Genomic DNA, 25,673 nt, shown 5'->3' with positions numbered 1-25,673 from the left:
CCGAGGGTATCAGCATGAAGATCGTGGTTCGTCCCCTGCGCAAGTCCACCACCAGTGCCTGGCAGGTCTGCATCGACAAGCAGGCCATTACCTTTCTTAGCGAAGCGGATGCCCGCAGTTACGTGGCGACTCTGGAGGCACGTATCGCCGCGCCCCACCCGCTGCCCCTGCGCGAGACCGCACTCGGAGTCGCAGCTTCGCTCTAGCCACGACGACGTTCGTCTCTGCGTCACGCACCTTGCCCTGCTCAGGCGTTACCCGCCTGGGTAGAGCGCGGTGCACCTTCTTTCCAACGAGAATTCGGATAGCAGGCTATCGATAATGTAACTTTTGCGGCATCCGCCCCATCCTACCCCTAGCTCCCGCGTTCGCGGGGTCTCGTTGTCTGATGGATCTGGAACGCCCATGCTCGAACTCGCTGCTGCCTTCATCTGCTTCACCTCGTTGCTCACCTACCTCAACTTCCGCTTCATTGGCCTGCCACCCACCATCGGCGTCATGGTCATCGCGCTGATCTTCTCGGTCGGCCTGCAGAGCCTGTCCTGGCTGGGTTTTCCCGGTCTCGAGCACCGCATCGGCGAATTGCTCGGGCAGATCGACTTCAACGACCTGCTGATGAACTGGATGCTCGGCTTCCTGCTGTTCGCCGGCGCCCTGCACGTCAATCTCAAGGACCTGCGTGACTACAGGTGGGCCATCGGTGGCCTGGCCACCCTGGGCGTGGTGATCTCCACGGTACTGATCGGTTACCTGACCTACTGGATCTTCGGCTGGCTGGGCTGGCACATCGACCTGCTCTACTGCCTGATCTTCGGTGCCCTGATCTCCCCCACCGACCCCATCGCCGTGCTCGGCATCCTGCGCTCGGCCGGCGCGCCCAAGTCGCTGGAAACCACCATCGTCGGCGAAGCGCTGTTCAACGATGGCGTCGCCGTGGTGGTCTATTCGGTGCTGCTGGGGGTGATCCAGCTGGGCGAGACGCCCACGGCCAACACCGCGCTCTGGCTGTTTCTCGAAGAAGCCGGCGGCGGCATCCTCTTTGGCCTGGTGATCGGTTTTATCTGCTACTGGCTGATGCTGAGCATCGAGCAGCACCAGATCGAGGTGATGCTGTCCCTGGCGCTGGTGATCGGCGGCTCGACCCTGGCCAGTCACCTGCACGTCTCCGGCCCCATCGCCATGGTGGTGGCCGGCCTGATCATCGGCAACCTGGGTCGCACCAAGGCCATGAACGATTTTACTCGGCGCTACCTGGACGGTTTCTGGGAATTGATCGACGAGATCCTCAACGCCCTGCTGTTTGCCCTGATCGGCATGGAGCTGCTGGTGCTGCCCTTCAGCTGGACCCACCTGGGCGCGGCGTTGCTGGTGACCCTGGCGATTCTCTTCGCCCGCTGGATCAGCGTGGCACCGGTGGTACTGCTGAGTCCGCACTGGCGCAACATGACCCGCGGCACAGCGCGCATCCTTACCTGGGGCGCCCTGCGCGGCGGTGTCTCCGTGGCCCTCGCCCTGAGCCTGCCAGCCGGTCCGGAACGGGATCTGATCCTGGCGCTGACCTATATCGTGGTACTGGTCTCCATCCTCGGCCAGGGCCTGACCATCGGCCGGGTGGTCAAGAGCGTGACCGGTGCCGCACCGGTCGCGCGCGACGAGCATCACTGAGCCCGGGAAACGAAAAACCCCGCCGTGGCGGGGTTTTTTGAGCAACAGCCAAGCGATCAGCGCGGCAGGTTGCGTCCGGAGAAGATTTCGCGCATCTCGTGCTTGAGACGCTGGGTGATCTGCTGGCGCTGTTCGGTCGAGAGGCTGCGGGAGGCGTCGCCGAACAGGTAGTTGTCCAGTTCGAATTCCTTGAGCAGCATCTTGGTGTGGAACAGGTTGTCCTGGTACACGTTCACGTCGACCATCTGATAGGCCGCGCGGGTATCCTCGGACAGGTAGTTCTGGATCGAATTGATCTCGTGGTCGATGAAGTGCTTGCGCCCTTCGATGTCGCGGGTGAAACCACGCACCCGGTAATCCACGGTGACGATGTCCGAGTCGAACTGGTGGATCAGGTAGTTCAGGGCCTTGAGCGGGGAGATCACGCCACAGGTGGAGACGTCGATGTCGACGCGGAAGGTGGCGATGCCGTCATCCGGATGAATCTCCGGATAGGTGTGCACCGTGATGTGACTCTTGTCCAGGTGGCCAAGGATGGTCTCGCGCAGCGGGCCGGGCGACTCCTCGATCTGGCTCTCGGTCGGCTCGACCGGTTGCTCGGAAATCAGGATGGTCACGCTGGCACCCTGGGGATCGTAGTCCTGGCGGGCGATGTTGAGGATGTTGGCCCCGATGATATCGACCACGTCGGTCAGTATCTGGGTCAGACGCTCGGCGTCGTATTCCTCGTCGATGTACTGGACATAGGCCTGTTGATCTTCCGACGTCTCGGCATAGCAGATGTCGTAGATGTTGAAGCTCAAGGTCTTGGTCAGGTTGTTGAAACCATGAAGCCTGAGTTTGCTTTTCACGGTGGTAAAGCTCCCGTCGTGCGGTCTCTGACCGCGGTCCTGAATGCCCGTCAGTTGCGGATTGCGCAAGCTGCGTAGGGCGGCGAACACCTCTTCGCGATGGCGATTGGCTGTACTTATCGGGGCATGCCCCTTAAGAGCGGCGCATTATGCAGATCGGCAGCGGCTGGGGCCAGAGTCTGCCGGGCTCAGGTGATGAATTGATGTCGGCGAGAAGGGGATGACGCGGGTAGCGACGCCTGAACGGGCGTCGCGGGCGAGGGATTCAGGCGAGTTCGACGAGTTCGTAGCTGTGGCTGATCTCGACGCCGGCGCGGCCAAGCATGATGGACGCCGAGCAGTATTTTTCCGCCGACAGCTCGATGGCGCGCTTGACCTGGGCTTCCTTGAGACCGCGCCCCTTGACCACGAACTTCAAGTGGATGCGGGTGAACACCTTGGGCTCGGTATCGGCGCGCTCGGCCTCGAGGAACGCCTCGCAGCTCTCCACCGGCTGCCGCGCCTTGCGCAGGATGCTGACCACGTCGTAGCTGGCGCAGCCGCCCAGACCGATCAGCACGGTCTCCATCGGCCGTACGCCCAGGTTGCGACCGCCGCTTTCCGGCGGGCCATCCATGACCACTACATGGCCACTGCCAGACTCGCCGAGGAACATGGCCTCGCCCGTCCACTGAATGCGCGCTTTCATCGCTTTCGTCCTACTTATATATGCAAATGGTGATCAGCTTAACATGCTGAATGGCGTAAACTGGGTACCAGTGTAGGGTTATTCAGCTCGCATTTAAGCTGCGCGTGTTCTTATCCGGTCTTTGAATTGGAACCGGCGCAGCCTATGCATGCACCGGTTCGGACATCGGTGCCCCCGACTCAGGTTAGCTTTCAACCTCAGGAATCAGCATGGCCGCTATCATCCCTCCCGCGAAGTTACAGCACATCGACAAGCTGCTAGCGCATTGCTCGCGTCGTCGCTATACGGCAAAAACCACCATCATCTACGCTGGCGACAACAGCGAGAGCCTGTTCTTCATCCTCAAGGGATCGGTCACCATCCTCATCGAGGACGATGAAGGCCGCGAAATGATCATTGCCTATCTCAACGCCGGGGACTTCTTTGGCGAGATGGGTCTGTTTTCCAAGGAAGGTAGCGAACCCGAGCGCAGTGCCTGGGTACGCGCCCGTACCGAGTGCGAAGTCGCCGAGATCAGCTATGGCCAGTTCCGCGAACTGAGCCAGCATGATCCGGACATGCTCTTCTCCCTGGGCCGCCAGATGGCCGAGCGGCTGCGCCAGACCACCCGCAAGGTCGGCGACCTGGCCTTCCTCGACGTCACCGGTCGCGTAGCCCGCACCCTGCTCGACCTGTGCAAGCAGCCCGACGCCATGACCCACCCGGATGGCATGCAGATCAAGATCACCCGCCAGGAAATCGGCCGTATCGTCGGCTGCTCCCGCGAGATGGTCGGTCGCGTGCTGAAGTCCCTCGAAGAACAGGGTCTGGTCCACGTCAAGGGCAAGACCATGGTGGTGTTCGGCACCCGCTGAACCCTCGCGGCGCGCCTCCGCCAGCCGGCGGGGGCAGACGCCCCCGCCAGTCCCGGCATCAGACCTGGACCTGCTTTTCCACCTTCTCTACCCGCACCGTGGCTTTCTCGCCAACGGTCTTCTCGCCGTTACCCTTGGCCTTGGGCTCCCCCACGACGAAGTGGAATTCTTCGCCGTGCTTGACCGCGCCATAGAGCACCGCCTTCTCGATCAGCTCGGTACCGCGCAGATGCCGCAGCATCAGCGGATCGCAGCGCAGATCGCGGTAGAGCGCCAGGCACAGCAGCGCCATGACCACCACGAAGGGTAGCGAGACTACGATGGTCAGGTTCTGCAAGCCATTGAGGGCCGCCCCCGGATTGCCCGGGTCACCGATGGCCAGCATGATCGCCGCCACCGCGCCGGTGAGGGCGCCCCAGAAGATCACCGTGCGCCGCGAGGGCTCGGTGGTACCGCGCTCGGACAGGGTGCCCATCACCAGGGAAGCGGCGTCGGCGCCAGAGACGAAGAAGATCGCCACCAGCACCATGACCAGCACCGAGGTCACCGAGACCCAGGGATAGCTGGCCAGCAGGTCATAGAGCGCGAAGTTGCTGTTCACCGCGCCGTCGACCAGGGTGAAGGCGCCCAGGCGCATGGCGTCGATGGCCGCGCCGCCGAAGATGACGAACCAGACCACGCTGACCAGGCTCGGCACCAGCAGCACGCCGGTAACGAACTGGCGGATGGTGCGACCGCGACTGATGCGGGCGATGAACATGCCGACGAAGGGCGTCCAGGAAATCCACCAGGCCCAGTAGAACACCGTCCAGCTGGACAGCCAGTTGCCCATGGCCTCACCGCCGCTGGCACTGGTGCGAGCCATCATCTCCGGCAGCAGGTCGATGTAGTCGCCGATAGCGGTAGGCAGCAGGTTGAGCATCAAGAGCGTCGGGCCGACGATGAAGACGAACAGCGCCAGGGCCACCGCCAGCACCATGTTGGTGTTGGACAGCCACTGGATGCCCTTCTCCACGCCCGACACGGCGGAGATGACGAAGGCGACCGTCAGCACGGTGATGATGCTGATGTAGAGCAGCTTGCCCGGTTGCTCGATCCAGCCGTTGTGTTCGAGGCCACCGGCGATCTGCAGGGCGCCCAGGCCCAGGGAGGCGGCCGAACCGAACAGGGTGGCGAAGATCGCCATCATGTCGATGACGCGACCGAGGGGGCCATTGGCGTACTCGCCGATCAGCGGCCGGAAGGCGACCGAGATGAGCTGGCAGCGCCCCCGGCGATAGGTGCCATAGGCGATGGCCAGACCGACGACGGCGTAGATCGCCCAGGGATGCAGCGTCCAGTGGAACAGCGTGGTGGCCATGGCCACCTGCAGGGCGGCGCTGCTCTGCCCTGCCGCGCCGCCGGGCGGCGGATTGAGGTAGTGCGAAAGCGGCTCGGCGACGCCAAAGAACATCAGACCGATACCCATCCCGGCGCTGAACATCATCGCCACCCACGACAGGGTGCGAAACTCCGGTTGTTCGTCGTCGCGTCCCAGGGGAATGCGTCCGTAGCGACTGGCAGCCAGCCAGATGACGAAGACCACGAAGCCAGTGGAAGTGAGAACGAACAGCCAGCCAAAGTGGGTGATCACCCAGCCTTGGGCAGTCGAGGCGCTGCTGGCCAGACTGACCTGGTTGACGAATCCCCAGATCACGAAGGCGAGAGCGGCGATGCTGGTGATGCCGAAGACCACCCAATCGGTGGTCCCGGCAAGTCGACGATCACGCCGCGCCTCTTCGGTCCGAGAGGGATCGGTGACGCTGATATCAAGTGTTTCGCTTTTTTCTTCCGTTGCCATGGTTCTTGCTTGCCCTGGTTATGGATAGCCTGATGCGGCGGAGCCCGGCGCACCTCGCGATGGCCGACCGACTCCTCGACCCGCCACGGTTCAGCGGGTCGAAGGTCATTAACCGGGTTTAGGCGTCAGGAAACAAAGCCCCTCGTCGGCAGCGGGTACACGGAGGTCGTTCCCGCCGTTTGAGGTAGGCGCGAGTCGACTTGGGTCACCTTGCGGCATAAAAAAAGGCCTCGGTGGTCGCCACCGAGGCCTCGTTCAGGCGCCTGAACAGTCAGGCGTCCATGAGCGGGAAGCGCCGGTCAGGGAAGAACAGCCGCTGCAGCTCCTGCCCTGGCTCGTCGGCGCGCATGAAGGCTTCGCCCACCAGGAAGGAACGCACCTCGTTGACCTCCATCAGCTCCACATCGGCGCGATTGAGAATGCCGCTTTCGGTGATCACCAGGCGATCCTGAGGAATGCGCGGCAGCAGCTCCAGCGTGGTCTCGAGACTGACCTCGAAGGTATGCAGGTTGCGGTTGTTGATGCCCACCAGCGGGGTGTCCAGCACCTTGAGCGCGCGCTCCAGCTCGGCGCCGTCGTGGACCTCGACCAGCACGTCCAGGCCGACAGCCTTGGCGGTGGCGGCCAATTCGCCCATCAGGCCATCGTCCAGCGCGGCGACGATCAGGAGGATGCAGTCGGCACCGATGGCACGAGCCTCCACTACCTGAAAGGGATCGACGAGAAAGTCCTTGCGGATCACCGGCAGTTCGCAGGCGCCGCGGGCCTCCTGCAGGTAGGCGTTACCGCCCTGGAAGAAATCGACGTCGGTGAGCACGCTCAGGCAGGTAGCCCCACCCAGGGCGTAGCTGCGGGCGATCTCGGCTGGCACGAAGTGTTCACGGATCACGCCCTTGCTTGGCGACGCCTTCTTCACCTCGGCGATGACCGCCGCTTCCTTGCGCGCCACCTGGGTCTGCAGGGCGCGGGCGAAACCGCGTGGTGCATCGGCGGCACGGGCCAGGGCCTCGAGTTCGGCCAGGCTGGTACGGGCCTTGAGCTGGGCGATTTCCTCGGCCTTGCGGGCCAGGATCTTCTGCAACACGGTTGGCACACTCACAGGCGACCCTCCTCTCGATAGACGGATGTGAAATGGGCGAGCTCATCCAGCTTTTCCCGGGCCAGGCCGCTGTAGAGCGCGTCGTGAGCCAAGAGTACCCCTTCATGAAGACTATGGGCGAGATCGGCGGCGTAGAGCGCTGCGCCGGCGTTGAGCACGATCATGTCGGCGGCCTTTTGCCCGGCTTCGGTCTTGCGTCGACCGAGGGCATCGCGGATCAGCGCCAGGGAGGCCGCGGGGCTGTCCACGGTCAGGCCGACCAGGGTCTGGCTCTTGATGCCCAGGTCCTCCGGCAGCACCTGGTACTCGCTGATGCTGCCGTCCTTGAGCTCGGCCACCTGGGTCGCGGCGGCCAGGCTGAATTCGTCCAGGCCATCGCGGGAATGCACCACCAGCACATGCTGACTGCCCAGGCGCTGCAGCACCTCGGCCAGGGGCCGGCACAGTGCGGCGCTGAACACCCCGACCACCTGGTGACGGACACCGGCCGGATTGGTCAGCGGGCCAAGCATGTTGAACAGGGTGCGCAGCCCCAGCGAACGGCGCGGGCCGGCGGCATGGCGCATGGCACTGTGGTGCGACTGGGCGAACATGAAGCCGACGCCCACCTGCTCGACGCAGCGGGCGATCTGCGCAGGCGTCAGCTCCAGGTAGATGCCGGCCGCCTCCAGCAGGTCGGCGCTGCCGCTCTTGCCGGAGACCGCACGATTACCGTGCTTGGCCACCTTGCCGCCTGCCGCCGCCACCACGAACACCGAGGCCGAGGAGACGTTGAAGATATTGGCGCCGTCGCCGCCGGTGCCTACCACGTCGACCACATGGTCGAGGCTCGGCAGCGCCACCGGGGTGACCAGTTCGCGCATCACGCTGACCGCGCCGCAGATCTCGTCGATGGTCTCGCTCTTGATGCGCATGCCCATGAGGAAGGCACCGATCTGCGCCTCGTCGGCGCCACCGGTCATGATCTGGCGCATCACCGCCTGCATCTCCGCCACGTTGAGGTCGAGTTGCCCGCTGATGCGATCCAGGGCTTGCTTGATGTCCATCTAACGACGCCCTCCCTGCTGCTGGAGAAAGTTGGCCAGCAGATCGTGGCCATGCTCGGTGAGGATGGACTCGGGATGGAACTGCACCCCTTCGATCATGAATTCGCGGTGCCGCAGCCCCATGATCTCGTCCATGCTGCCGTCCGGATGCTGGGTCCAGGCGGTGATCTCCAGGCACTCGGGCAGGGTCTCGCGCTTGACCACCAGCGAGTGATAGCGGGTCACGGTGAAGGGATTGGGTAGGCCGGCGAAGACGCCTTCGCCATTGTGATAGACCGGACTGGTCTTGCCGTGCATCGGCTCGCGCGCGCGCACGACTTCACCGCCAAAGGCCTGACCCAGGCTCTGATGGCCCAGGCAGACGCCCAGTACCGGCAGCTTGCCGGCGAAGCGCTCCAGGGTAGCCAGGGAGATACCCGCCTCGTTGGGTGTGCAGGGACCGGGGGAGACGACGATGCGCTCCGGGGCCAGTTCCTCGATCGCCTCGACCGGCACCTCGTCGTTGCGTACCACCTTGACCTCGGCACCCAGCTCGCCCAGGTACTGCACCAGGTTGTAGGTGAAGGAATCGTAGTTATCCAGCATCAGCAACATGGCAGGCTCCTCAGACGGACTGTTCGGCAAGGGTGACGGCGCGGAACATGGCGCGACGCTTGTTGAGGGTCTCTTCCCACTCTGCCGCCGGCTGGGAGTCGGCGACGATGCCACCGCCCGCCTGCACGTGCAGCTCGCCGTCCTTGATCACCGCGGTGCGGATGGCGATGGCGGTGTCCATGTTGCCGTTCCAGGCCAGATAGCCCACGGCGCCGCCATAGATGCCACGCTTGACCGGCTCCAGTTCGTCGATGATCTCCATGGCGCGGATCTTTGGTGCCCCGGACAGGGTTCCGGCCGGCAGGATGGCGCGTAGGGCGTCCATGGCGCTCAGCTCGGGCTTGAGCCGGCCGGTGACGTTGCTGACGATGTGCATCACGTTGGAATAGCGCTCGATGACCATCTTCTCGGTGAGGCTCACGCTACCGGTGGCGGATACCCGGCCCACGTCATTGCGACCCAGGTCGATCAGCATCAGGTGCTCGGCCAGCTCCTTGGCATCGGCCAGCAGATCGCGCTCCAGTGCCAGGTCGGCCTCCTCGGTGGCCCCGCGCGGGCGGGTACCGGCGATGGGGCGCACGGTGATCTCGCCGTCCTCCACCCGCACCAGCACCTCGGGCGAACTGCCGACCACGTGGAAATCACCAAAGTTGAAGAAATACATGTAGGGCGTGGGATTGAAGCAGCGCAGCGCCCGATAGAGGTCGATGGGCGCCGCCTGGAAGTCGATGGTCATGCGCTGCGAGGGCACGACCTGCATGCAGTCGCCGGCCAGGATGTAAGCCTTGATCCGTTCAACGGCGTTCTCGTAGTCAGCCCGGCTGTAGCTGGAGCGAAACTCAGGCTCGCTGCCGGCACCTACTGCGGCGAAGTCCAGCCCCAGCCGCGGGGTGATCGGCTGGCGGATACGCTCACGCAGCGCGGCCAGCCGGGCCTGGCCCTGCTCATAGGCCTCCGGCTGGCTGGGATCCACCAGCACGATGCAGTGCAGCTTGCCGGCGAGGTTGTCAAAGACCACCACCTCGTCCGACACCATCAGCAGGATGTCCGGGGTGCCTAGCGGATCGGGATTGGGGCTGGCCCCCAGGCGCTTTTCGACATAACGCACGCAGTCATAACCGAAGTAACCCACCAGACCGCCATCGAACTTGGGCAGATTGGGCACGACCGGCACGCGATAGCGGGCCTTGAAGGCCTCGACGAAGGCCAGCGGATCCTCGACGGTGCAGGCTTCGAGCTGTTGCTCGCCCTCGTGCACGGTGACCTCGTAGCCACGAGCGCGCAGCAACGTGCGGCAGGGCAGGCCGATGATGGAATAGCGCCCCCACTTCTCGCCACCCTGCACCGATTCCAACAGATAGGAGTTGGGTGCATCGGCCAGCTTGAGATAGAGAGACAGCGGGGTGTCGAAGTCGGCCAGGGTTTCGAAGGCCAGGGGAATGCGGTTATAGCCTTGAGCGGCCAGGCGCAGGAAGTCGTCGCGGGTCATGATCAGCCTCGTGGCGAGGAAAACGAAAGGTCAAGTGCACAGCGCGCCGGTCTGATACCGGCCAGGACAAAGTCAGGCGCGCCAGCGCCAACGGGCCAGAGCCTTGATGACCTTCATCCATGCTCGCGAGGAGCCTGTGCGGGTGACCACCACGATGCGATCTCTTGCTCTTGGGGCGGGGATTGAAGGGCCACGTTAGCCTAGCCGGCCCGGCATGGCAACCGGCCGGCCATGTCGGCGTGCTAGATGAACAGCTCGCGCAGATCGTCGACGACCAGATCCGGCGCCTCGTTGGCGATGGGCTCGCCGTGGTTGTAGCCATAGCTCAGGACCACGCAGCGTACCCCGGCGGCGCGGGCGGCACGGATATCGTTGCGCGAGTCGCCGATGAACAGGGCGCGATCGGCGGCCACCCCCACCTGCGCCATCACCCACAGCAGGCCGGCCGGATCGGGTTTCTGCTGTGGCAGGGTATCGCCACCGACGATCCAGTCGAAATCGCCCAGACCCATGTCCGCCAGCAGCGGCGCGACGAAGCGCTCCGGCTTGTTGGTGATCACCGCCAGGCGCACGCCCAGGGTGCGCAGCAACGCCAGACTGTCCAGCACGCCCGGATAGACGCGGGTCAGGGCATGGCTGCCGCCATAGAGCTCCATGAACAGTGCCAGGGCGCTATCGGCAGCGGCATCGTCCACGGCGCCGTGCTCCATGCCATCGGCCAGGGCGCGGCGCACCAGCACCCGGGCGCCATTGCCGATCCACAGGCGCACCTTGTCCAGCCCCGCCGGCGCACGGCCCAGGCGTTCGAGCATGGCGTCCACCGCCGTGGCCAGATCGGGCGCGGAATCCAGCAGCGTGCCGTCGAGGTCGAACATCACCAGCGCGGGCGGATGCCCGCCGCCGAGCTGCACCAGGGCGCTCATACCGACTGGGCCTTGGCCAGCTCGGCGCGCATCGCCTGGATCACCGCGGCGTAGTCCGCCTGGCCGAAGATGGCAGAGCCGGCAACGAAGGTGTCGGCACCCGCGCGGGCGATCTCGCCGATGTTCTTGACGTTGACGCCGCCATCGATTTCCAGGCGGATCGGCCGGCCCGAGGCGTCGATCAGGGCACGCGCCTCGCGCAGCTTGTCCAGGGTGCCAGGAATGAATTTCTGGCCGCCAAAGCCGGGGTTGACGCTCATCAGCAGCACCATGTCGACCTTGTCCATCACGTACTTGAGCACGTCCAGCGAAGTGGCCGGATTGAATACCAGGCCGGCCCGGCAGCCGCCATCCCTGATCAGCTGCAGCGAGCGGTCGATGTGCTCGGAGGCCTCGGGATGGAAGGTGATGTCGGTGGCGCCGGCCTCGATGAAGTCGCCGATGATGCGATCCACCGGCTTGACCATCAGGTGCACGTCGATGGGCGCGGTCACCCCGTAGTTGCGCAACGCCTTGCAGACCATGGGGCCGATGGTGAGGTTGGGCACATAGTGATTGTCCATCACGTCGAAATGGACCATGTCGGCACCGGCGGCGAGGACCTTGTCGACTTCCTCGCCCAGACGGGCGAAATCGGCGGACAGGATCGAGGGAGCGATGGCGAAGGGTTGCATGGGATAGCCTCGGCGAAGGTTAAGTGGCGGCATTGTAACGGAGATCCGCCTGCCGCTAAGGCGTTCCCGCTGCCCCGACGAGGCGAACGGCGGTAGGCTCGTCAGAGTCAACCGTCTCCTTTGAGGATTCCGCCCGATGTCGTTGCCTGCCCCTCTGCCGCTCTGCGTCCTCCTGCTGCTCGGCTTGACCACACCGGTCCTGGCCGAAGAGGCGCCCACGCCGGCGCCCCAGCCACCGACCGAAAGTCTGGCGCCAGCGTTGACGCGCAGCCAGGAGCAGCAACAGGCACTCATGCGGCAGCTGCCCGCCGAGCAGCAGAAGACCCTGCAGGCCGGCGAAGAGTCCTTTCTCGCCCTGCTGTTACCCAGCGCCCGCGCCAAGACCGCCGGGACATTGGTGCTGGTGCCGGGCGATGGCGAATCGGCCGACTGGCCCAATGTGATAACCCCGGTGCGTCAGGAGCTGCCCACCTACGGGTGGCAGACCATCAGCCTCAGCCTGCCCGATCCCTATGACCCCGTGGTGGCGATCGAACGGGACACGGCTCCCGTAGATACCGACGCCCAGGCCAACAGCGAACAGAAGGCACCGCCGGTCACCGGCGGCAGCGGCACGGCGCCGGCCGCGGCGACGCAGGCCGAGGCGGGCAGCGGCGAGCCCGCTCAGGCAGCCGTCACGCCCGCCGACCCCGAAGCCGCGGCCAACGCCCAGGCCACCCGGGTGCTGGCACGCATCGCCGCCGGCATCGACCTGGCGCTGCAACAGGGCGCCAATCCCATCGTGCTGGTCGGTCACGGGACCGGCGCCTACTGGGCGGCGCGCTACCTGGCGGAAAAGGAGCCAGCCGAGGTCAAGCAACTGGTACTCATCGATGCCCGCGCGCCGCAGGGCATGCCGCCGCGACTGGACGCCACCATGGGCAAGACCGACCTGCAGATCGCCGATCTGGTGCACGCCCCCGGCCAGCCGGCGCAGCAGCGCAAGGAGCGCGCGGCGCAAAAGGCCAACAAGGGCTATCGGCAGATCGAATTGCCGGTCATCCCGGGCGACCGGGCGGCGGAGCAGGAGCAGACCGTTCGCCGCCTGCGCGCCTGGCTGGAGCGCCTGCCGTCGGCCCCTAGCGAAAGCCCCGCCGCTTCTTGATCACCTGGTAGGCAGCATGCAACTCGGCGGTACGCTGGGCAGCGGCATAGACCGCCGACTGGCCCGCTCCGGCACCGGCCTTCTTGTCGGGATGGTGACGCGAGAGCAATCGGCGATAGGCCTGCTTGACCGTGGCCGCGTCGGCATCATCAGTGACGCCGAGCAATTGCAGGGCCTTGCGGTATTTCTCTTCGTTGCTGGGCTGCCGCGGCGCCGCCTGCACAGGCGGCTGCAGGGCCAGCACCTGGGCTTCGGCCAGCCCCATCGCCTGCCCCCAGCCCAGGATTTCATCGCGATCACCGGGGCGTACGCTGCCGCTGATCCAGACCATGCGCCAGCAGGCCCGCAGAATCAGCTCACTGCGCTCGCTGAGACGGCGCAGGTCTGCCGCTGACGGCAGGGCGCCACCCTTGCCCTGCTCGAAGGCGGCGATGGCTTTCTTGCGGTCGTCAGCCCCCAGCCCCAACCGTTCGATCTCGCCTTCGGCCTGGCGGATATGGGCGGTAAGTACCCGGCCACCACGCTTGGCCAGGCGCCCGAGCATCTGGAATTGCGCCTGGTGCTCGAAGCGGCCAGGGCGTCCCTGCCAGCGCGCCTTCCAGCCCGCCAGGGAGGTCAGCCCCAGCTGGCGCTCGCCGGCATGGGCAAGCAGCGCCACCAGCAGGGCGCCGGGAATACTGGCCACCGCCCACCCGGCCAGGAAACCCAGCAGCGTCAGCGGCCAGAACCAGAGCTTCAAGAAGCCATCCCGAACAGTTGCTCCGCCTCGGCCAGGCGTTCCAGGGTGCCTACGTCCACCCAGCGCCCCGCCAACCGCTGGCCCGAGACCTGCCCAGCGACAATGGCCGGTCGCAGCACATCGACCAGTTTGAAGGCTCCGGGCGTGCAGCGGGAGAAGAGCTGCGGGTGCAGCACGGCGATGCCGCTATAGGTGAGCTTTTCCGAGGCCTCCAGGGTGATCCGCCCATCCACCAGGCCAAAATCGCCGCTGGGGTGATGAACGGGATTGTCGACCAACATCAGGTGCGCCAGGCAGCCGGCGGGCAGTGCCAGCGCCGCGAAGTCGACATCGGTGCGGATGTCGCCATTGATCAGCATGAAGGGCTCACTACCCAGCAGTGGCAGCGCCCGAAAGATACCGCCCCCGGTCTCCAGCGGCTCACCTTCGGCGGAAAAGCGAATGGAGACACCCAAGCGACTGCCGTCGCCCAGGACGGCTTCCAACTGGTCGCCCAGCCAGGCGTGGTTGATCACCAAGTCGGTGATACCGGCGGCGGCCAGCGCCTTGATATGGTGCTCGATGAGCGGGCGACCGTTCACTTCGATCAGCGGCTTGGGGCGCGTCAGCGTCAGCGGACGCATCCGTTCGCCCTTGCCCGCCGCCAGGATCATGGCCTTCATGGATGGGCTCGCTCGGCGTGCAACTCGTCCAGCAGGGCGCCCAGGTCGGCGAGCTCGGGCCGGCGAGCCACCACGGTGCGGATATAGGCCAGAAAGCGGGGCGTGTCGGCGACGTAGCGTGGCTTGCCATCGCGGTGCCAGATGCGGGCGAAGATACCCATCACCTTGAGATGGCGCTGTACCCCCATCAGGTCCGAGGCCCGCTGGAAGTCGGCGAAGTCAGTCTGCACCGGTATCCCGGCAGCCCGTGCCTGCTCCCAATAACCCAGCAGCCAGCGCTGGACCAACGGCTCCGGCCAGCTCAGGAAGGCATCCTTGAATAGACTGGTGATGTCATAGGTGACCGGCCCCATGACGGCGTCCTGGAAGTCCAGTACGCCTGGATTGGGCGTGCTGAACATCAGATTGCGCGGCATGAAGTCTCGATGGACCAGCACCTGGGGCTGCGCCAGGGCACTGTCGATCAGCAGCCGGCAGACGGCCTGCCAGCGTTCGAGTTGAGAGGCACTCAAGGTCAGGTCCAGTTCACGGCCGACATACCACTCCGGAAACAGTCCCAGCTCGCGGGCAAGCAGAGCCTCATCGTAGAGCGGCAGGCTGCCGTTCGTCGGCTGCTTGCGCTGGAAAGCCAGGAGCGCGTCGATGGCCGCCTGGAAATACTCGTCGGCATTCGTCGCGTTGATCACCTCCAGGTAGGTAAGCTGGCCGAGGTCGCTCAGCAGCAAGAACCCCCGTTCCAGATCCTGGGCCAGGATGCGCGGTACATGGACCCCGGCGGCGTCCAGCAGGCCCGCCACCTGGACGAACGGACGGCAGTCCTCCTGCGGCGGCGGCGCATCCATCACGATCAGGCTGCGCCCGTCGCCCGCCCAGCGGAAATAACGGCGAAAGCTGGCATCGCTGCTGGCTACGGTCAGGGTGCCCACGGGCACCTCGCCCCAGGCCTGCGCCCGGAAAATTTCCGGTAAAACGGTAGTCAGCCAGTCTTCTATCTGGTTCAAGCGAACATCTTCAGTCATTTGCAGCGGATCCCCCGGCCCTAGCCGATGCGCAGGTCATGTTTTATTATCCGCTATCTTTTTGAGCCCATCGAGAGGCCGCGGCCCCTTAATGGCCGGCGTGCAGGACGACTTTAAGGATGGCCGTGAAAACCCCCGCGTTTCGAAGAAAATTTCCCCTCTTGGTAACCGGCAGCCTGCTCGCCATGCAGCCGGTCACCGCCCTCATCGCCGCGCCCGCCGAGCAGTTCAGCTGCAGCGCCGGGGCCGGCGGTGCCTGGTCGTGCAACACCCAGGCGCCAACGGCGGCCATTCCGCCCCGCCCCAGCCAGGGTGAGACCCAGGGCGTCGCGGCGCAGCCCGCCGCGCGCAAGGGCGACGATGCCGTCCTGGTGACCGAGAGCAAGGGTCGCGCCCTCAAGTCCCGCAGCGCCGACTACAGCCACCTGGACTGGGTCCCGCGCGACCAGCTGACCCCGGCCCAATTGGCCGAGACCGGCCCCTACTGCAGCGGCGCCTATGTCGAGCCACAGCGTCCGGGCATGTACGACGACACCCCCACGTCCAAGGCCCCGACCTACGTCTCCGCCAAGGCCTCGCGCTACGAGCAGGAGCGGCAGGTCGCCACTCTCGCCGGTGACGTGGTCTTGCGTCAGGGCGGCATGCAGGTGGAGTCCCAGGAGGCCAACCTGCACCAGCTGGAGAATCGCGGCGAGCTCAAGGGCAACGTCAAATTCCGCGACAACGGCCTGCTGATGGTCGGCGACAAGGCGGACATGCAGCTGGACAACGGCCAGGTCCAGGTCGACAACGCCGAATTCGTCATGCACCAGAGCCGTGCTCGCGGCAGCGCGCTCTACGCCAAGCGCGGCGACGACGCCATCATCCGCCTCAAGGATGGCACCTACACCACCTGCGAACCGGGCAGCAACGCCTGGCAGGTCAAGGGCAATACCGTCACCCTGAACCCGGCCACCGGCCTGGGTTATGCGACCAATGCCACCCTGCGGGTCAAGGACATTCCGGTCCTCTACACGCCGTTCATCTATTTCCCGATCGACGACCGTCGGCAGTCCGGTTTCCTGGCGCCCTCGATCAGTACGTCCAGCGACACCGGCTTCGCGATCACCACGCCCTACTACTTCAACCTAGCGCCCAACTACGACGCCACCCTCTATCCGCGCTACATGGCCAAGCACGGCCTGCAGACCGAGGGTGACTTCCGCTACCTGACCCGCAGCAGTGAAGGCGAAGTCTACGGCTCCTACCTCAAGGACACCGATCCGGAACACGAGGGCGAACCGGAAGCCACCGACAGCCGCTGGCTGTACGGCTGGAAGAATCGCAGCGGCCTGGATTCGCGTCTGATGGCCGAGGTGGACTACACCCGCATCAGCGATCCCTACTACTTCCAGGACCTGGACACCGATCTCGGCATCAACAAGCCGACCTACGTGAACCAGCAGGGTCGTCTGACCTACCGTGGCGATACCTTCGTCGCTGGCCTCAATGCCCAGGCCTACCAGCTGGCCACCGTCTCCGACGTGACGCCCTACAACCGCCTACCGCAGTTGACCCTGAGCGGTGCCCTGCCCTACAACCCAGGCGGCCTGGACTTCACCTACGACACCGAGGCGGTACGCTTCACCCGCAGCTTCGACGACAACACCTACTTCGACCTGGATGACAATGGCAACCGCACCAACGTGCGCAACCGCCCTGACGTCAATCTCTTCGGCCTGACCCGTGCCGAAGGCAACCGCTACCATGTCGAGCCGGGTATCGCGCGGCCCATGACCGCCTCCTGGGGCTTCCTGACGCCCTCGCTGCGCTATGCCTACACCCGCTACGACCTGGATCTGGACAGCACCGGCCAAAACGATCTGGCTTCGCCACTGGTGGGCAGCAGCCGTCGTGCGTCAGCTGGCTCCAGCGTGACCAGCTTCAACGACAGCCCCACCCGTTCGGTCCCCATCTTCAGCCTCGATGGCGGCCTGTACTTCGATCGCACCTCGAATCTGTTCGGCGAAGGTGGCAAGCAGACCTTCGAACCCCGCGCTAAGTACCTCTATGTACCCAATCGCGACCAGGACGACCTGCCGGTGTTCGATACCGGTGAATACACCTTCAGCTACAGCTCGCTGTGGCGCGACAACCGCTTCACCGGTCGCGACCGCATCGGTGATGCCAACCAGCTGGCTCTGGGTGCGACCAGCCGCTTCATCGAGCCCAATGGCTTCGAGCGGGCCAACGTAAGCTTTGGCCAGCTGTTCTACTTCCGTGATCGTGAGGTGCAACTGCCCGGCCTAACCAAGGACGACCTGGCCTACGCCCGCAGCCTTGGGCAGAACATCGACAATCCCCAGGCCACCACCTCGCGCTCGCCCTATGCCCTGGCCGGGATGTATCGCTTCAACCGCGACTGGCGCGTGAACGGTGAATTCAACTGGGATCCGGCCCTGCACCAGACCGACTCCGGCAGCGTGATGTTCCACTATCAGCCGGAAGCCGAGCCGGGCAAGATCCTCAACGTCGGCTATCGCTATCGTGACAATGTCCGGGTGTTCGATCCGAACTTCGGCCGCTTCACCTACAACAGCGACGACTACAAGGTCGACCAGCACGACATCTCCTTCATCTGGCCGATCGTGCCCCAGTGGTCCGCCATTGCCCGCTGGCAATTCGACTACAACAAGAGCCGTACCCTGGAAGCCTTTGGTGGCTTCGAGTACGACAACTGCTGCTGGAAGCTGCGCCTGATCAGCCGCTACTGGCTCAAGAGCGAAGACGACGTCTTCTACACCGCCCAGAGCTCCGAAGCCGATCGCGGGATCTTCCTGCAGATCGTGCTCAAGGGACTCGGCAACGTCTTCGGCGGCAAGACCGAAGGCTTCCTGGACAGAGGCATTCAAGGCTATCGTGAACGTGAAGACCAAGCTATGTAACGCCCTGCGCCCGCTCGCCCTGGGCGCGGCGCTCGCCCTCACCCCTCTGGCTCAGGCTGCCGTGGTACCGCTGGACAAGGTTGTGGCCATCGTCGACAACGACGTGGTCATGCAGAGCCAGCTCGATCAGCGACTCAATGAGGTCAAGCAGAACATCACCCGCCGCGGCGCCGCGGCGCCGCCGGAAAGCGAGCTGCGTCAGCAGGTGCTAGAGCGCCTGATCCTGGAAGACATCCAGATGCAGCTGGCTGGACGCATGGGCGTGAAGATCTCCGACGAGGAGCTCAACCAGGCCGTGGCCACCATCGCTCAGCGCAATGGCCTGAGCGTGGCTGAATTCCGTCAAGCCCTGGCTCGCGACGGTCTCTCCTACGACGCCGCCCGCGAGCAGGTTCGTCGCGAGATGATGATCAGTCGGGTACGCCAGCGTCAGGTTGGCCAGCGGGTACAGGTTACCCAGCAGGAAGTGCAGAACTTCCTCGCGTCCGACCTCGGCAAGCTGCAGCTGTCCGAAGAGTATCGCCTGGCCAATATTCTGATCCCGGCAGCCGACAACGCCGGCACTGCCGGTCTCGATGCCGCAGCACGCCAGGCCCAGGACACCTACAACCAGCTACGCCAGGGCGCCGACTTCAACCAGCTGGCCATCGCCCGCTCGGCCGGCGACAACGCCCTCGACGGCGGCGAGATCGGCTGGCGCAAGGCCGCCCAGCTGCCCCCGCCCTTCGATCGCCTGATCGGTAGCGTCGGTGTCGGCGGCATCACCCAGCCCGTGCGGGTCCCCGGCGGCTTCGTGATCCTCAAGGTGGAAGAGAAGCGTGGTGGCGAGGCGAGCATCGTCGATGAGGTGCATGTGCGCCACATCCTGCTCAAGCCCAATGCCGTGCGCAGCGATGCCGAGACCCAGCGACTGGCTGCACGCCTGCGCGAGCGCATCCAGAACGGCGAAAGCTTCGCCACCCTTGCCAAGAGCTTCTCGGAAGATCCGGGCTCGGCGCTCAATGGCGGCGACCTGGGCTGGATCAACCCGGAATCCCTGGTACCGGAATTCCGCGAGGTCATGAACAGCGCTCCGGTCAACCAGCTGTCGCAACCCTTCCACACGCCGTTCGGCTGGCACATCCTGGAAGTCCTGGGGCGCCGGGCCACCGACAACACCCAGCAGGCGCGCGAACAGCAGGCCCTGAACCTCCTGCGCAGTCGCAAGTATGACCAGGAGCTGCAGACCTGGTTGCGCCAGATCCGCGACGAAGCCTACGTCGAGATCAAGCAGTAACCCCAAGGCCGCAGGCACCCCCTGCGGCCTTTCTGTTTCCGGAGCTGTGCATGGCCCTGCGCTTCGCCCTCACCCCCGGTGAACCCGCCGGTATCGGTCCCGACCTCTGCCTGCTGCTGGCCCGGGAGGCTCAGCCCCACCCCCTGATCGCCATTGCCAGCCGCGCCCTGCTGACCGCCCGCGCCGTCGAACTGGGACTCTCCATCGACCTGCTCGAGGTAACGTCGGCGGCTTGGCCGGAAACGCCGGCACCGGCGGGTGCCCTCTATGTCTGGGATACCCCGCTGGGTGCGCCTGTCGTCACGGGCCAGCTCGATACCGCCAACGCCCGTTATGTGCTGCAAACCCTGACCCGCGCCGGCCAGGGCTGCCTGGACGGCACCTTCGCCGGCATGATCACCGCACCGGTGCACAAGGGCGTGATCAACGACGGCGGCGTGGCCTTTTCCGGCCATACCGAATTCCTCGCCGAGCTGACCAAGACCCCTCAGGTGGTGATGCTGCTGGCAACCGCCGGACTGAGGGTCGCCCTGGTCACCACCCACCTGCCGCTGCGCGAGGTGGCCGATGCCATCGATCGCCAGACGCTGCTTCAGGTCACCCGTATCCTGCACGACGACCTGCAACGCTATTTCGGCGTCGCCCAACCCCGCATCCTGGTCTGTGGCCTCAACCCCCATGCCGGCGAATGCGGTCATCTGGGCCGCGAAGAGATCGAGATCATCGAGCCGGCACTGGACAGCCTGCGTGCCGAGGGCCTCGACCTCGTCGGGCCGCTGCCTGCCGATACCCTCTTCACCCCCAAGCACCTCGATCACTGCGATGCGGTCCTGGCCATGTATCACGACCAGGGCCTGCCAGTGCTCAAGCACAAGGGTTTCGGCGCCGCGGTCAATGTGACCCTGGGCCTGCCGATCATTCGCACCTCGGTCGATCACGGTACCGCCCTGGACCTGGCCGGCAGCGGACGGATCGATACCGGCAGCCTGAAGGTTGCTCTCGACACCGCCTACGTCATGGCGGGCCATCGCCGTTCGGTGACCTAAGCGCCTGTTCATGGCGTCGCGAGCCAAAGCCGAAAGGCCGAGGCCGCACCCGCGAAAAGGCCCAAGGAAGCGGAGCGGACTCGCATGCGAGCTCATGCGTGGTAAAGGAGCATTGCGGCGGGGCCACCTAGGCGGGGCTGACCTCTCAGAGGCTTTTCAACACCGCCTGGCCGACGCGCAGCAGGTTATGAAGAGGCTCCGAGCGCTCCGGAGGTGGCCAAGGGTCTGCTAAACTGGTGGGTCTTTGCCGTCTTGAAATCGCAGGCCCCGCGCCTGCGCCGGAGCACCAGATGACCGAGCTCTACCAACACCGCGCCCGCAAGAGGTTCGGCCAGAATTTCCTGCACGACGCCGGGGTAATCCATCGCATCCTGCGCGCCATCCATGGGCGGCCCGGCGAGCGGCTGTTGGAGATCGGCCCGGGCCAGGGTGCCCTGACCGAGGGTCTGCTGACCAGCGGAGCCCAGCTCGACGTCATCGAACTGGACCAGGACCTGATCCCGCTGCTCAAGCTCAAGTTCGGTCTCAACCCGCTGTTCACCCTGCACCAGGGCGACGCCATGAAGTACGACCTCTCCAGCATCGCCGCAGGTGATCGGCTAAGGGTCGTGGGCAATCTGCCCTACAACATTTCAACGCCGCTGATCTTCCACCTGCTCAGCTTCGCCGACATCATCGCCGACATGCATTTCATGTTGCAAAAGGAAGTGGTGGAACGCCTGGCCGCGGTGCCTGGCAATGGCGACTGGGGCCGGTTGTCGATCATGGTGCAGTACCACTGCCGCGTGGAGCACCTGTTCAACGTCGGCCCTGGCGCCTTCAATCCGCCCCCCAAGGTGGATTCGGCCATCGTCCGCCTGGTGCCCCATACCGAAAGGCCCCATGTGGCCCGCGATCCAGCCCTGCTCGAACGCGTCGTCCGCGAAGCCTTCGGCCAGCGGCGCAAGACGCTCAGGAACACCCTCAAGGGCACCTTGGACAGCGCCGCCATCGAAGCCGCCGACGTCGATCCGGGGCTGCGTCCTGAGCAGCTGGACCTGGCAGCCTATGTGCGTCTGGCCAATCAGCTGGCGTCTAACTGACGCCCTTCCATCCCGCCTCTGCAGAGATCCTTTTCGTGACCGAGCCCGATCCGCGCTACCTCATCACCGTGCAGGTCACCACCCGCTACCTGCCCGAACAGTCCAGCGCCAGCCAAGAGCGCTACGCCTTCGCTTACGACGTGAGCATCCGCAACGACGGTCAGTTGCCAGCGCAGCTGCTCAGCCGTCACTGGATCATCACCGACGGCAACGGCGAGGCGCAGGAAGTCCGCGGGCCCGGCGTGGTCGGTGAACAACCGCTGATCGCGCCAGGCGAGACCCACAGCTATTCCAGCGGCACCCTGATGCCGACCCAGGTAGGCAGCATGAGGGGCAGCTACCAGATGGTCGCCAGTGACGGCCACAGCTTCGAGGCCACCATTCCTACTTTCCGCCTGGCCGTACCCGGCTCGCTACACTAGTGTGGTGTTTCAGACGGGATCTACACACGTTCGGCAGGGCTTTTTCAGTCCGAGCTGCGTTGCCACGCCATAGCGTTGCTATGACGCGTCGCCGGGTCCAGACCAGAAAATCACTCGCCAACTCTTGCGCAAACCTCTAAAACCCCACACCAGGAGTCCCGATGACGCTGTACGCCGTTGGCGACCTGCAAGGTTGCCTCGACCCGCTCAAGTGTCTGCTCGACGAGGTCCGCTTCGATCCCGCCAAGGACCGCCTCTGGCTGGTGGGTGACCTGGTCAATCGCGGATCGCAATCCCTGGAAACCCTGAGATACCTCTACGCCATGCGCGACTCGGTGGTCAGTGTTCTGGGCAATCACGACCTGCACCTGCTGGCAGTCGCCTTCGGCGGCGCCAAGCTGAAGAAGCAGGACACCCTGAGCGACATCCTCGCCGCGCCCGATCGCGATGAACTGTTGTTCTGGCTGCGCCAGCTGCCGCTGATCCAGCACGACGCCGAGCGCAATTGCGTACTCGTCCACGCCGGCCTGCCGCCACAGTGGACGCTGGCTCAGGCGCTGAGCCTGGCCGGCGAGGTAGAGGCCGTGTTGCGCGATGAAGCGGCGTACGTGCCCTTTCTGGAGCAGATGTATGGCAATGAGCCGACGCTCTGGCAAGATGATCTCGAGGGCCAGGACCGCTTGCGCCTGATCACCAATTACCTGACGCGCATGAGATTCTGCAGCCCGGAAGGGCGTCTAGAGTTCAAGAGCAAGGAAGGCCTGGACAGTGCGCCGGCCGGCTTCGCCCCCTGGTTCAGCCATGGCCGTCGCTTGACTCAAGACGTGCGGATTCTGTTCGGCCATTGGGCCGCGCTCAAGGGGCAATGCGCCGCGCCCAATGTCGAGGCGCTCGACAGCGGCTGCGTCTGGGGCGGCGACATGACCCTGCTCGACGTCGACGGCAACCGCCGTCATCTCTGCAGTTGCAAGGAGAAGAAATGAGCGAATTCACCTGTATCTCCCCCGAACGGGCCCTGGAACTGCGCAGTGAGGGCGCCCGGATCGTCGACATCCGCGATCCGCACAGCTACGCCACCCTGCACGTCGCCGGTGCCCAACGGGTCGACAACCAGAACATCCACGACTTCATCGCCGCCGCCGATCTGGACGCGCCGCTGCTGGTGTTCTGCTACCACGGCCATTCCAGCCAAAGCGCGGCGGCCTTCTTTGCCAGCCAGGGCTTTAGCCAGGTCTACAGCGTAGACGGCGGCTTCGAAAACTGGCGCACCCTCTATCCCGAGCAGACCGAAAGCGGGCAGGCCGTTTAACACAGCGGGTTGACGCTGTCGTTACAAGAATAAACCGAATTGGCTCTTCCACATCTCGCAGATAGGACTATTCTGGAATCAGGCCCTCCGGAAACGGCGGGCTTGATAACCGGCTTTGGACCATCGGTGTAACCACTGGAGATTCGGGGGAATTCCAGGGGGACCGTTTCCATCGGTCTCCTCGTGCGTCTCTCGAAACCCAACCCTACTTCTGCAGGCGTGAAGGATCGATTAGGCAAGACGACCGCGAAGGTATTAGAGACGTTATCTTTCGTCGCCCGGCATGACCGCTCCCCACCGGCAGCAAGGCAAGGCTCCAGGCATCGATTCCAAGCTGGTCCAGGGTATCCAGCGAGGAGACGTCATGAGCATTTTCAGTCACTTCCAGGGGCGTTTCGAAGCGACTCGCCAGGAAGAGTATTCCCTTCAGGAATACCTTGAGATCTGCAAGAAGGATCGTACCGCCTTTGCCAGTGCCGCCGAGCGCATGCTCATGGCCATCGGCGAACCCGAACTGGTGGACACCACCAGTGACTCACGTCTATCACGCATCTTTTCCAACAAGGTCATCCGCCGCTACCCGGCCTTTGCCGACTTCCATGGCATGGAAGACTGCATCGAGCAGATCGTGTCCTACTTCCGCCATGCGGCGCAGGGCCTGGAAGAGAAGAAGCAGATCCTCTATCTGCTTGGCCCGGTGGGCGGCGGCAAGTCGTCCCTCGCAGAAAAACTCAAGCACCTGATCGAGAAGGTCCCCTTCTACGCCATCAAGGGCTCGCCGGTGTTCGAATCGCCCCTCGGGCTGTTCAACCCCGACGAGGACGGCCAAATCCTCGAAGAGGACTACGGCATCCCCCGCCATTACCTGCGCAGCATCATGTCGCCCTGGGCGGCCAAGCGCCTGCAGGAATTCGGCGGCGACATCAGCAAGTTCCGGGTGGTCAAGCTCTACCCTTCCATCCTCAATCAGATCGCCATCGCCAAGACCGAACCGGGCGACGAGAACAACCAGGACATCTCTGCCCTGGTGGGCAAGGTGGACATCCGCAAGCTGGAGGAATACCCGCAGAACGATGCGGATGCCTACAGCTATTCCGGCGCCCTGTGCCGCGCGAACCAGGGCATGATGGAATTCGTGGAGATGTTCAAGGCCCCGATCAAGGTCCTGCACCCGCTGCTGACCGCGACCCAGGAAGGCAACTACAACAGCACCGAGGGCCTCGGCGCCCTGCCCTACAGCGGCATCATCCTGGCCCACTCCAACGAATCCGAGTGGCACACCTTCCGCAACAACAAGAACAACGAAGCCTTCATCGACCGGATCTACATCGTCAAGGTGCCCTACTGCCTGCGCGTCTCCGACGAGATCCATATCTACGACAAGTTGCTGGTCAACAGCTCCCTGGCCAACGCCCACTGCGCGCCGGACACCCTCAAGATGCTGGCCCAGTTCTCCGTGCTCTCGCGCCTCAAGGAGCCGGAAAATTCCAACATCTATTCGAAGATGCGCGTCTACGACGGTGAAAACCTCAAGGACACCGATCCCAAGGCCAAGTCGATCCAGGAATACCGCGACAGCGCGGGCGTCGACGAAGGCATGAACGGCCTGTCCACGCGCTTCGCCTTCAAGATCCTCTCGCGAGTGTTCAACTTCGACGCCAACGAGATCGCCGCCAACCCGGTACACCTGCTCTACGTGCTGGAGCAGCAGATCGAAGCCGAGCAGTTTCCGGCCGAGACCCGCGAGCGCTACATGAGATTCATCAAGGAATACCTGGCGCCGCGCTACGTGGAGTTCATCGGCAAGGAGATCCAGACAGCCTATCTTGAGTCCTACAGCGAGTACGGCCAGAACATCTTCGACCGCTACGTGCTCTACGCGGACTTCTGGATCCAGGACCAAGAATACCGCGACCCGGAAACCGGCGAGATCCTCAATCGCGCCTCCCTCAACGAGGAGTTGGAGAAGATCGAGAAGCCGGCCGGCATCAGCAATCCGAAGGATTTCCGTAACGAGATCGTCAACTTCGTGTTGCGCGCCCGGGCCAACAATAACGGCAAGAATCCGAGCTGGCTGTCGTACGAGAAGCTGCGGGCGGTGATCGAGAAGAAGATGTTCTCCAACACCGAGGAGCTCCTGCCGGTCATCAGCTTCAATGCCAAGGCCAGCAAGGAAGACCAGCAGAAGCACAGCGACTTCGTGACCCGCATGGTAGAGCGTGGGTACACCGAGAAGCAGGTGCGACTGCTGTCCGAGTGGTATTCACGGGTACGCAAGTCGCAGTAAGGCAGCCTGAGGCTGAACCCGCGACGACGCGCCAGCCGCG

General features: G+C 64.5%; 24 protein-coding genes. 12 read left to right on the top strand and 12 right to left on the bottom strand.

The window, feature by feature from the left end; all coding sequences use genetic code 11:
- Positions 1 to 14: 14 nt before the first annotated feature.
- A complete protein-coding gene (locus ACWPW1_RS02720) occupies positions 15 to 206 on the top strand; it encodes a hypothetical protein (protein ID WP_059313325.1) in 192 nt (63 codons plus the stop codon).
- A 199-nt stretch (positions 207 to 405) separates the two neighbouring features.
- Positions 406 to 1,665, top strand: a complete 1,260-nt coding sequence (locus ACWPW1_RS02715; RefSeq protein WP_454252310.1) for a cation:proton antiporter — start codon at positions 406 to 408, stop codon at positions 1,663 to 1,665.
- A gap of 56 nt (positions 1,666 to 1,721) precedes the next feature.
- On the opposite strand, the gene speD is transcribed toward ACWPW1_RS02715, so the two are convergent.
- Together speD and ACWPW1_RS02705 are read right to left on the bottom strand one after the other, a co-directional pair.
- On the bottom strand, positions 1,722 to 2,516 hold the full coding sequence (speD, locus tag ACWPW1_RS02710) for an adenosylmethionine decarboxylase (protein WP_059316808.1): 795 nt from the start codon (positions 2,514 to 2,516) through the stop codon (positions 1,722 to 1,724).
- Between the two features lie 265 nt (positions 2,517 to 2,781).
- Complete coding sequence (locus tag ACWPW1_RS02705; RefSeq protein ID WP_271653717.1) at positions 2,782 to 3,204, bottom strand: OsmC family protein; 423 nt, start codon at positions 3,202 to 3,204, stop codon at positions 2,782 to 2,784.
- A 209-nt stretch (positions 3,205 to 3,413) separates the two neighbouring features.
- Between ACWPW1_RS02705 and crp the strand changes: the two genes are divergently transcribed.
- On the top strand, positions 3,414 to 4,058 hold the full coding sequence (gene crp, locus ACWPW1_RS02700; RefSeq protein WP_017640369.1) for a cAMP-activated global transcriptional regulator CRP: 645 nt from the start codon (positions 3,414 to 3,416) through the stop codon (positions 4,056 to 4,058).
- Between the two features lie 58 nt (positions 4,059 to 4,116).
- Here the strand turns inward: crp and ACWPW1_RS02695 are convergent, their stop codons facing one another.
- The 7 genes from ACWPW1_RS02695 to rpe form a co-directional block, all read right to left on the bottom strand.
- The gene (locus ACWPW1_RS02695; RefSeq protein WP_434775644.1) at positions 4,117 to 5,898 is read right to left on the bottom strand and encodes a BCCT family transporter; all 1,782 of its coding nucleotides are present in this window, start codon (positions 5,896 to 5,898) and stop codon (positions 4,117 to 4,119) included.
- A gap of 271 nt (positions 5,899 to 6,169) precedes the next feature.
- Positions 6,170 to 6,997, bottom strand: a complete 828-nt coding sequence (trpC, locus tag ACWPW1_RS02690) for an indole-3-glycerol phosphate synthase TrpC (RefSeq protein WP_434775643.1) — start codon at positions 6,995 to 6,997, stop codon at positions 6,170 to 6,172.
- Positions 6,994 to 8,043 (bottom strand): anthranilate phosphoribosyltransferase, encoded by a 1,050-nt coding sequence (gene trpD, locus ACWPW1_RS02685; RefSeq protein ID WP_059313320.1) that lies wholly within the window; start codon positions 8,041 to 8,043, stop codon positions 6,994 to 6,996. The genes trpC and trpD overlap by 4 nt, the downstream gene beginning before the upstream one ends.
- Positions 8,044 to 8,637, bottom strand: a complete 594-nt coding sequence (locus ACWPW1_RS02680; RefSeq protein ID WP_059313319.1) for an anthranilate synthase component II — start codon at positions 8,635 to 8,637, stop codon at positions 8,044 to 8,046.
- A gap of 10 nt (positions 8,638 to 8,647) precedes the next feature.
- The gene (gene trpE, locus ACWPW1_RS02675; protein ID WP_271653714.1) at positions 8,648 to 10,126 is read right to left on the bottom strand and encodes an anthranilate synthase component I; all 1,479 of its coding nucleotides are present in this window, start codon (positions 10,124 to 10,126) and stop codon (positions 8,648 to 8,650) included.
- A gap of 242 nt (positions 10,127 to 10,368) precedes the next feature.
- Positions 10,369 to 11,049 (bottom strand): phosphoglycolate phosphatase, encoded by a 681-nt coding sequence (locus ACWPW1_RS02670; protein ID WP_434775642.1) that lies wholly within the window; start codon positions 11,047 to 11,049, stop codon positions 10,369 to 10,371.
- The gene (gene rpe, locus ACWPW1_RS02665) at positions 11,046 to 11,723 is read right to left on the bottom strand and encodes a ribulose-phosphate 3-epimerase (protein WP_271653712.1); all 678 of its coding nucleotides are present in this window, start codon (positions 11,721 to 11,723) and stop codon (positions 11,046 to 11,048) included. The genes ACWPW1_RS02670 and rpe overlap by 4 nt, the downstream gene beginning before the upstream one ends.
- Positions 11,724 to 11,859: 136 nt before the next feature.
- Here rpe and ACWPW1_RS02660 point away from each other — a divergent pair, with 136 nt between their 5' ends.
- Entirely contained in the window at positions 11,860 to 12,867 is a 1,008-nt protein-coding gene (locus ACWPW1_RS02660) for a DUF3530 family protein (protein ID WP_434775641.1), read from the top strand.
- Here ACWPW1_RS02660 and ACWPW1_RS02655 read toward each other — a convergent pair.
- The 3 genes from ACWPW1_RS02655 to ACWPW1_RS02645 are packed head-to-tail and all read right to left on the bottom strand — an operon-like array spanning position 12,842 to position 15,287.
- Positions 12,842 to 13,606 carry a DnaJ domain-containing protein gene (locus ACWPW1_RS02655; protein WP_434775640.1) on the bottom strand — a complete coding sequence of 255 codons (765 nt, stop codon included), beginning with the start codon at positions 13,604 to 13,606 and terminating at the stop codon, positions 12,842 to 12,844. The two genes, ACWPW1_RS02660 and ACWPW1_RS02655, sit on opposite strands and share 26 nt — an antisense overlap.
- The gene (gene murU / locus ACWPW1_RS02650) at positions 13,603 to 14,268 is read right to left on the bottom strand and encodes an N-acetylmuramate alpha-1-phosphate uridylyltransferase MurU (protein WP_434775639.1); all 666 of its coding nucleotides are present in this window, start codon (positions 14,266 to 14,268) and stop codon (positions 13,603 to 13,605) included. Before murU ends, ACWPW1_RS02655 begins: the two co-directional genes overlap by 4 nt.
- A complete protein-coding gene (locus tag ACWPW1_RS02645; RefSeq protein WP_434775638.1) occupies positions 14,265 to 15,287 on the bottom strand; it encodes a phosphotransferase in 1,023 nt (340 codons plus the stop codon). Before ACWPW1_RS02645 ends, murU begins: the two co-directional genes overlap by 4 nt.
- A 119-nt stretch (positions 15,288 to 15,406) precedes the next feature.
- Here ACWPW1_RS02645 and ACWPW1_RS02640 point away from each other — a divergent pair, with 119 nt between their 5' ends.
- The 8 genes from ACWPW1_RS02640 to ACWPW1_RS02605 all read left to right on the top strand — a co-directional run bounded on the left by ACWPW1_RS02640 (position 15,407) and on the right by ACWPW1_RS02605 (position 25,633).
- Positions 15,407 to 18,211: an LPS assembly protein LptD gene (locus ACWPW1_RS02640; RefSeq protein WP_434775637.1), complete on the top strand. Its 2,805-nt coding sequence runs from the start codon at positions 15,407 to 15,409 to the stop codon at positions 18,209 to 18,211.
- Complete coding sequence (locus tag ACWPW1_RS02635) at positions 18,192 to 19,487, top strand: peptidylprolyl isomerase (RefSeq protein WP_059313312.1); 1,296 nt, start codon at positions 18,192 to 18,194, stop codon at positions 19,485 to 19,487. Before ACWPW1_RS02640 ends, ACWPW1_RS02635 begins: the two co-directional genes overlap by 20 nt.
- Positions 19,488 to 19,537: 50 nt before the next feature.
- Positions 19,538 to 20,533, top strand: a complete 996-nt coding sequence (gene pdxA, locus ACWPW1_RS02630) for a 4-hydroxythreonine-4-phosphate dehydrogenase PdxA (RefSeq protein ID WP_434775636.1) — start codon at positions 19,538 to 19,540, stop codon at positions 20,531 to 20,533.
- A 290-nt stretch (positions 20,534 to 20,823) separates the two neighbouring features.
- Positions 20,824 to 21,615, top strand: a complete 792-nt coding sequence (gene rsmA / locus ACWPW1_RS02625; RefSeq protein WP_271653706.1) for a 16S rRNA (adenine(1518)-N(6)/adenine(1519)-N(6))-dimethyltransferase RsmA — start codon at positions 20,824 to 20,826, stop codon at positions 21,613 to 21,615.
- 35 nt (positions 21,616 to 21,650) lie between these two features.
- A complete protein-coding gene (gene apaG, locus ACWPW1_RS02620) occupies positions 21,651 to 22,037 on the top strand; it encodes a Co2+/Mg2+ efflux protein ApaG (RefSeq protein WP_434775635.1) in 387 nt (128 codons plus the stop codon).
- A gap of 161 nt (positions 22,038 to 22,198) precedes the next feature.
- Complete coding sequence (locus tag ACWPW1_RS02615; protein WP_454252309.1) at positions 22,199 to 23,020, top strand: symmetrical bis(5'-nucleosyl)-tetraphosphatase; 822 nt, start codon at positions 22,199 to 22,201, stop codon at positions 23,018 to 23,020.
- A complete protein-coding gene (gene glpE, locus ACWPW1_RS02610) occupies positions 23,017 to 23,346 on the top strand; it encodes a thiosulfate sulfurtransferase GlpE (RefSeq protein WP_434775633.1) in 330 nt (109 codons plus the stop codon). The genes ACWPW1_RS02615 and glpE overlap by 4 nt, the downstream gene beginning before the upstream one ends.
- A gap of 364 nt (positions 23,347 to 23,710) precedes the next feature.
- Positions 23,711 to 25,633, top strand: a complete 1,923-nt coding sequence (locus ACWPW1_RS02605; RefSeq protein WP_059313306.1) for a PrkA family serine protein kinase — start codon at positions 23,711 to 23,713, stop codon at positions 25,631 to 25,633.
- Positions 25,634 to 25,673 lie beyond the last annotated feature (40 nt).

Source organism: Pseudomonas sp. Marseille-Q7302 (assembly GCF_965111925.1).
This window is presented reverse-complemented; position numbering and strand designations above follow the sequence as displayed.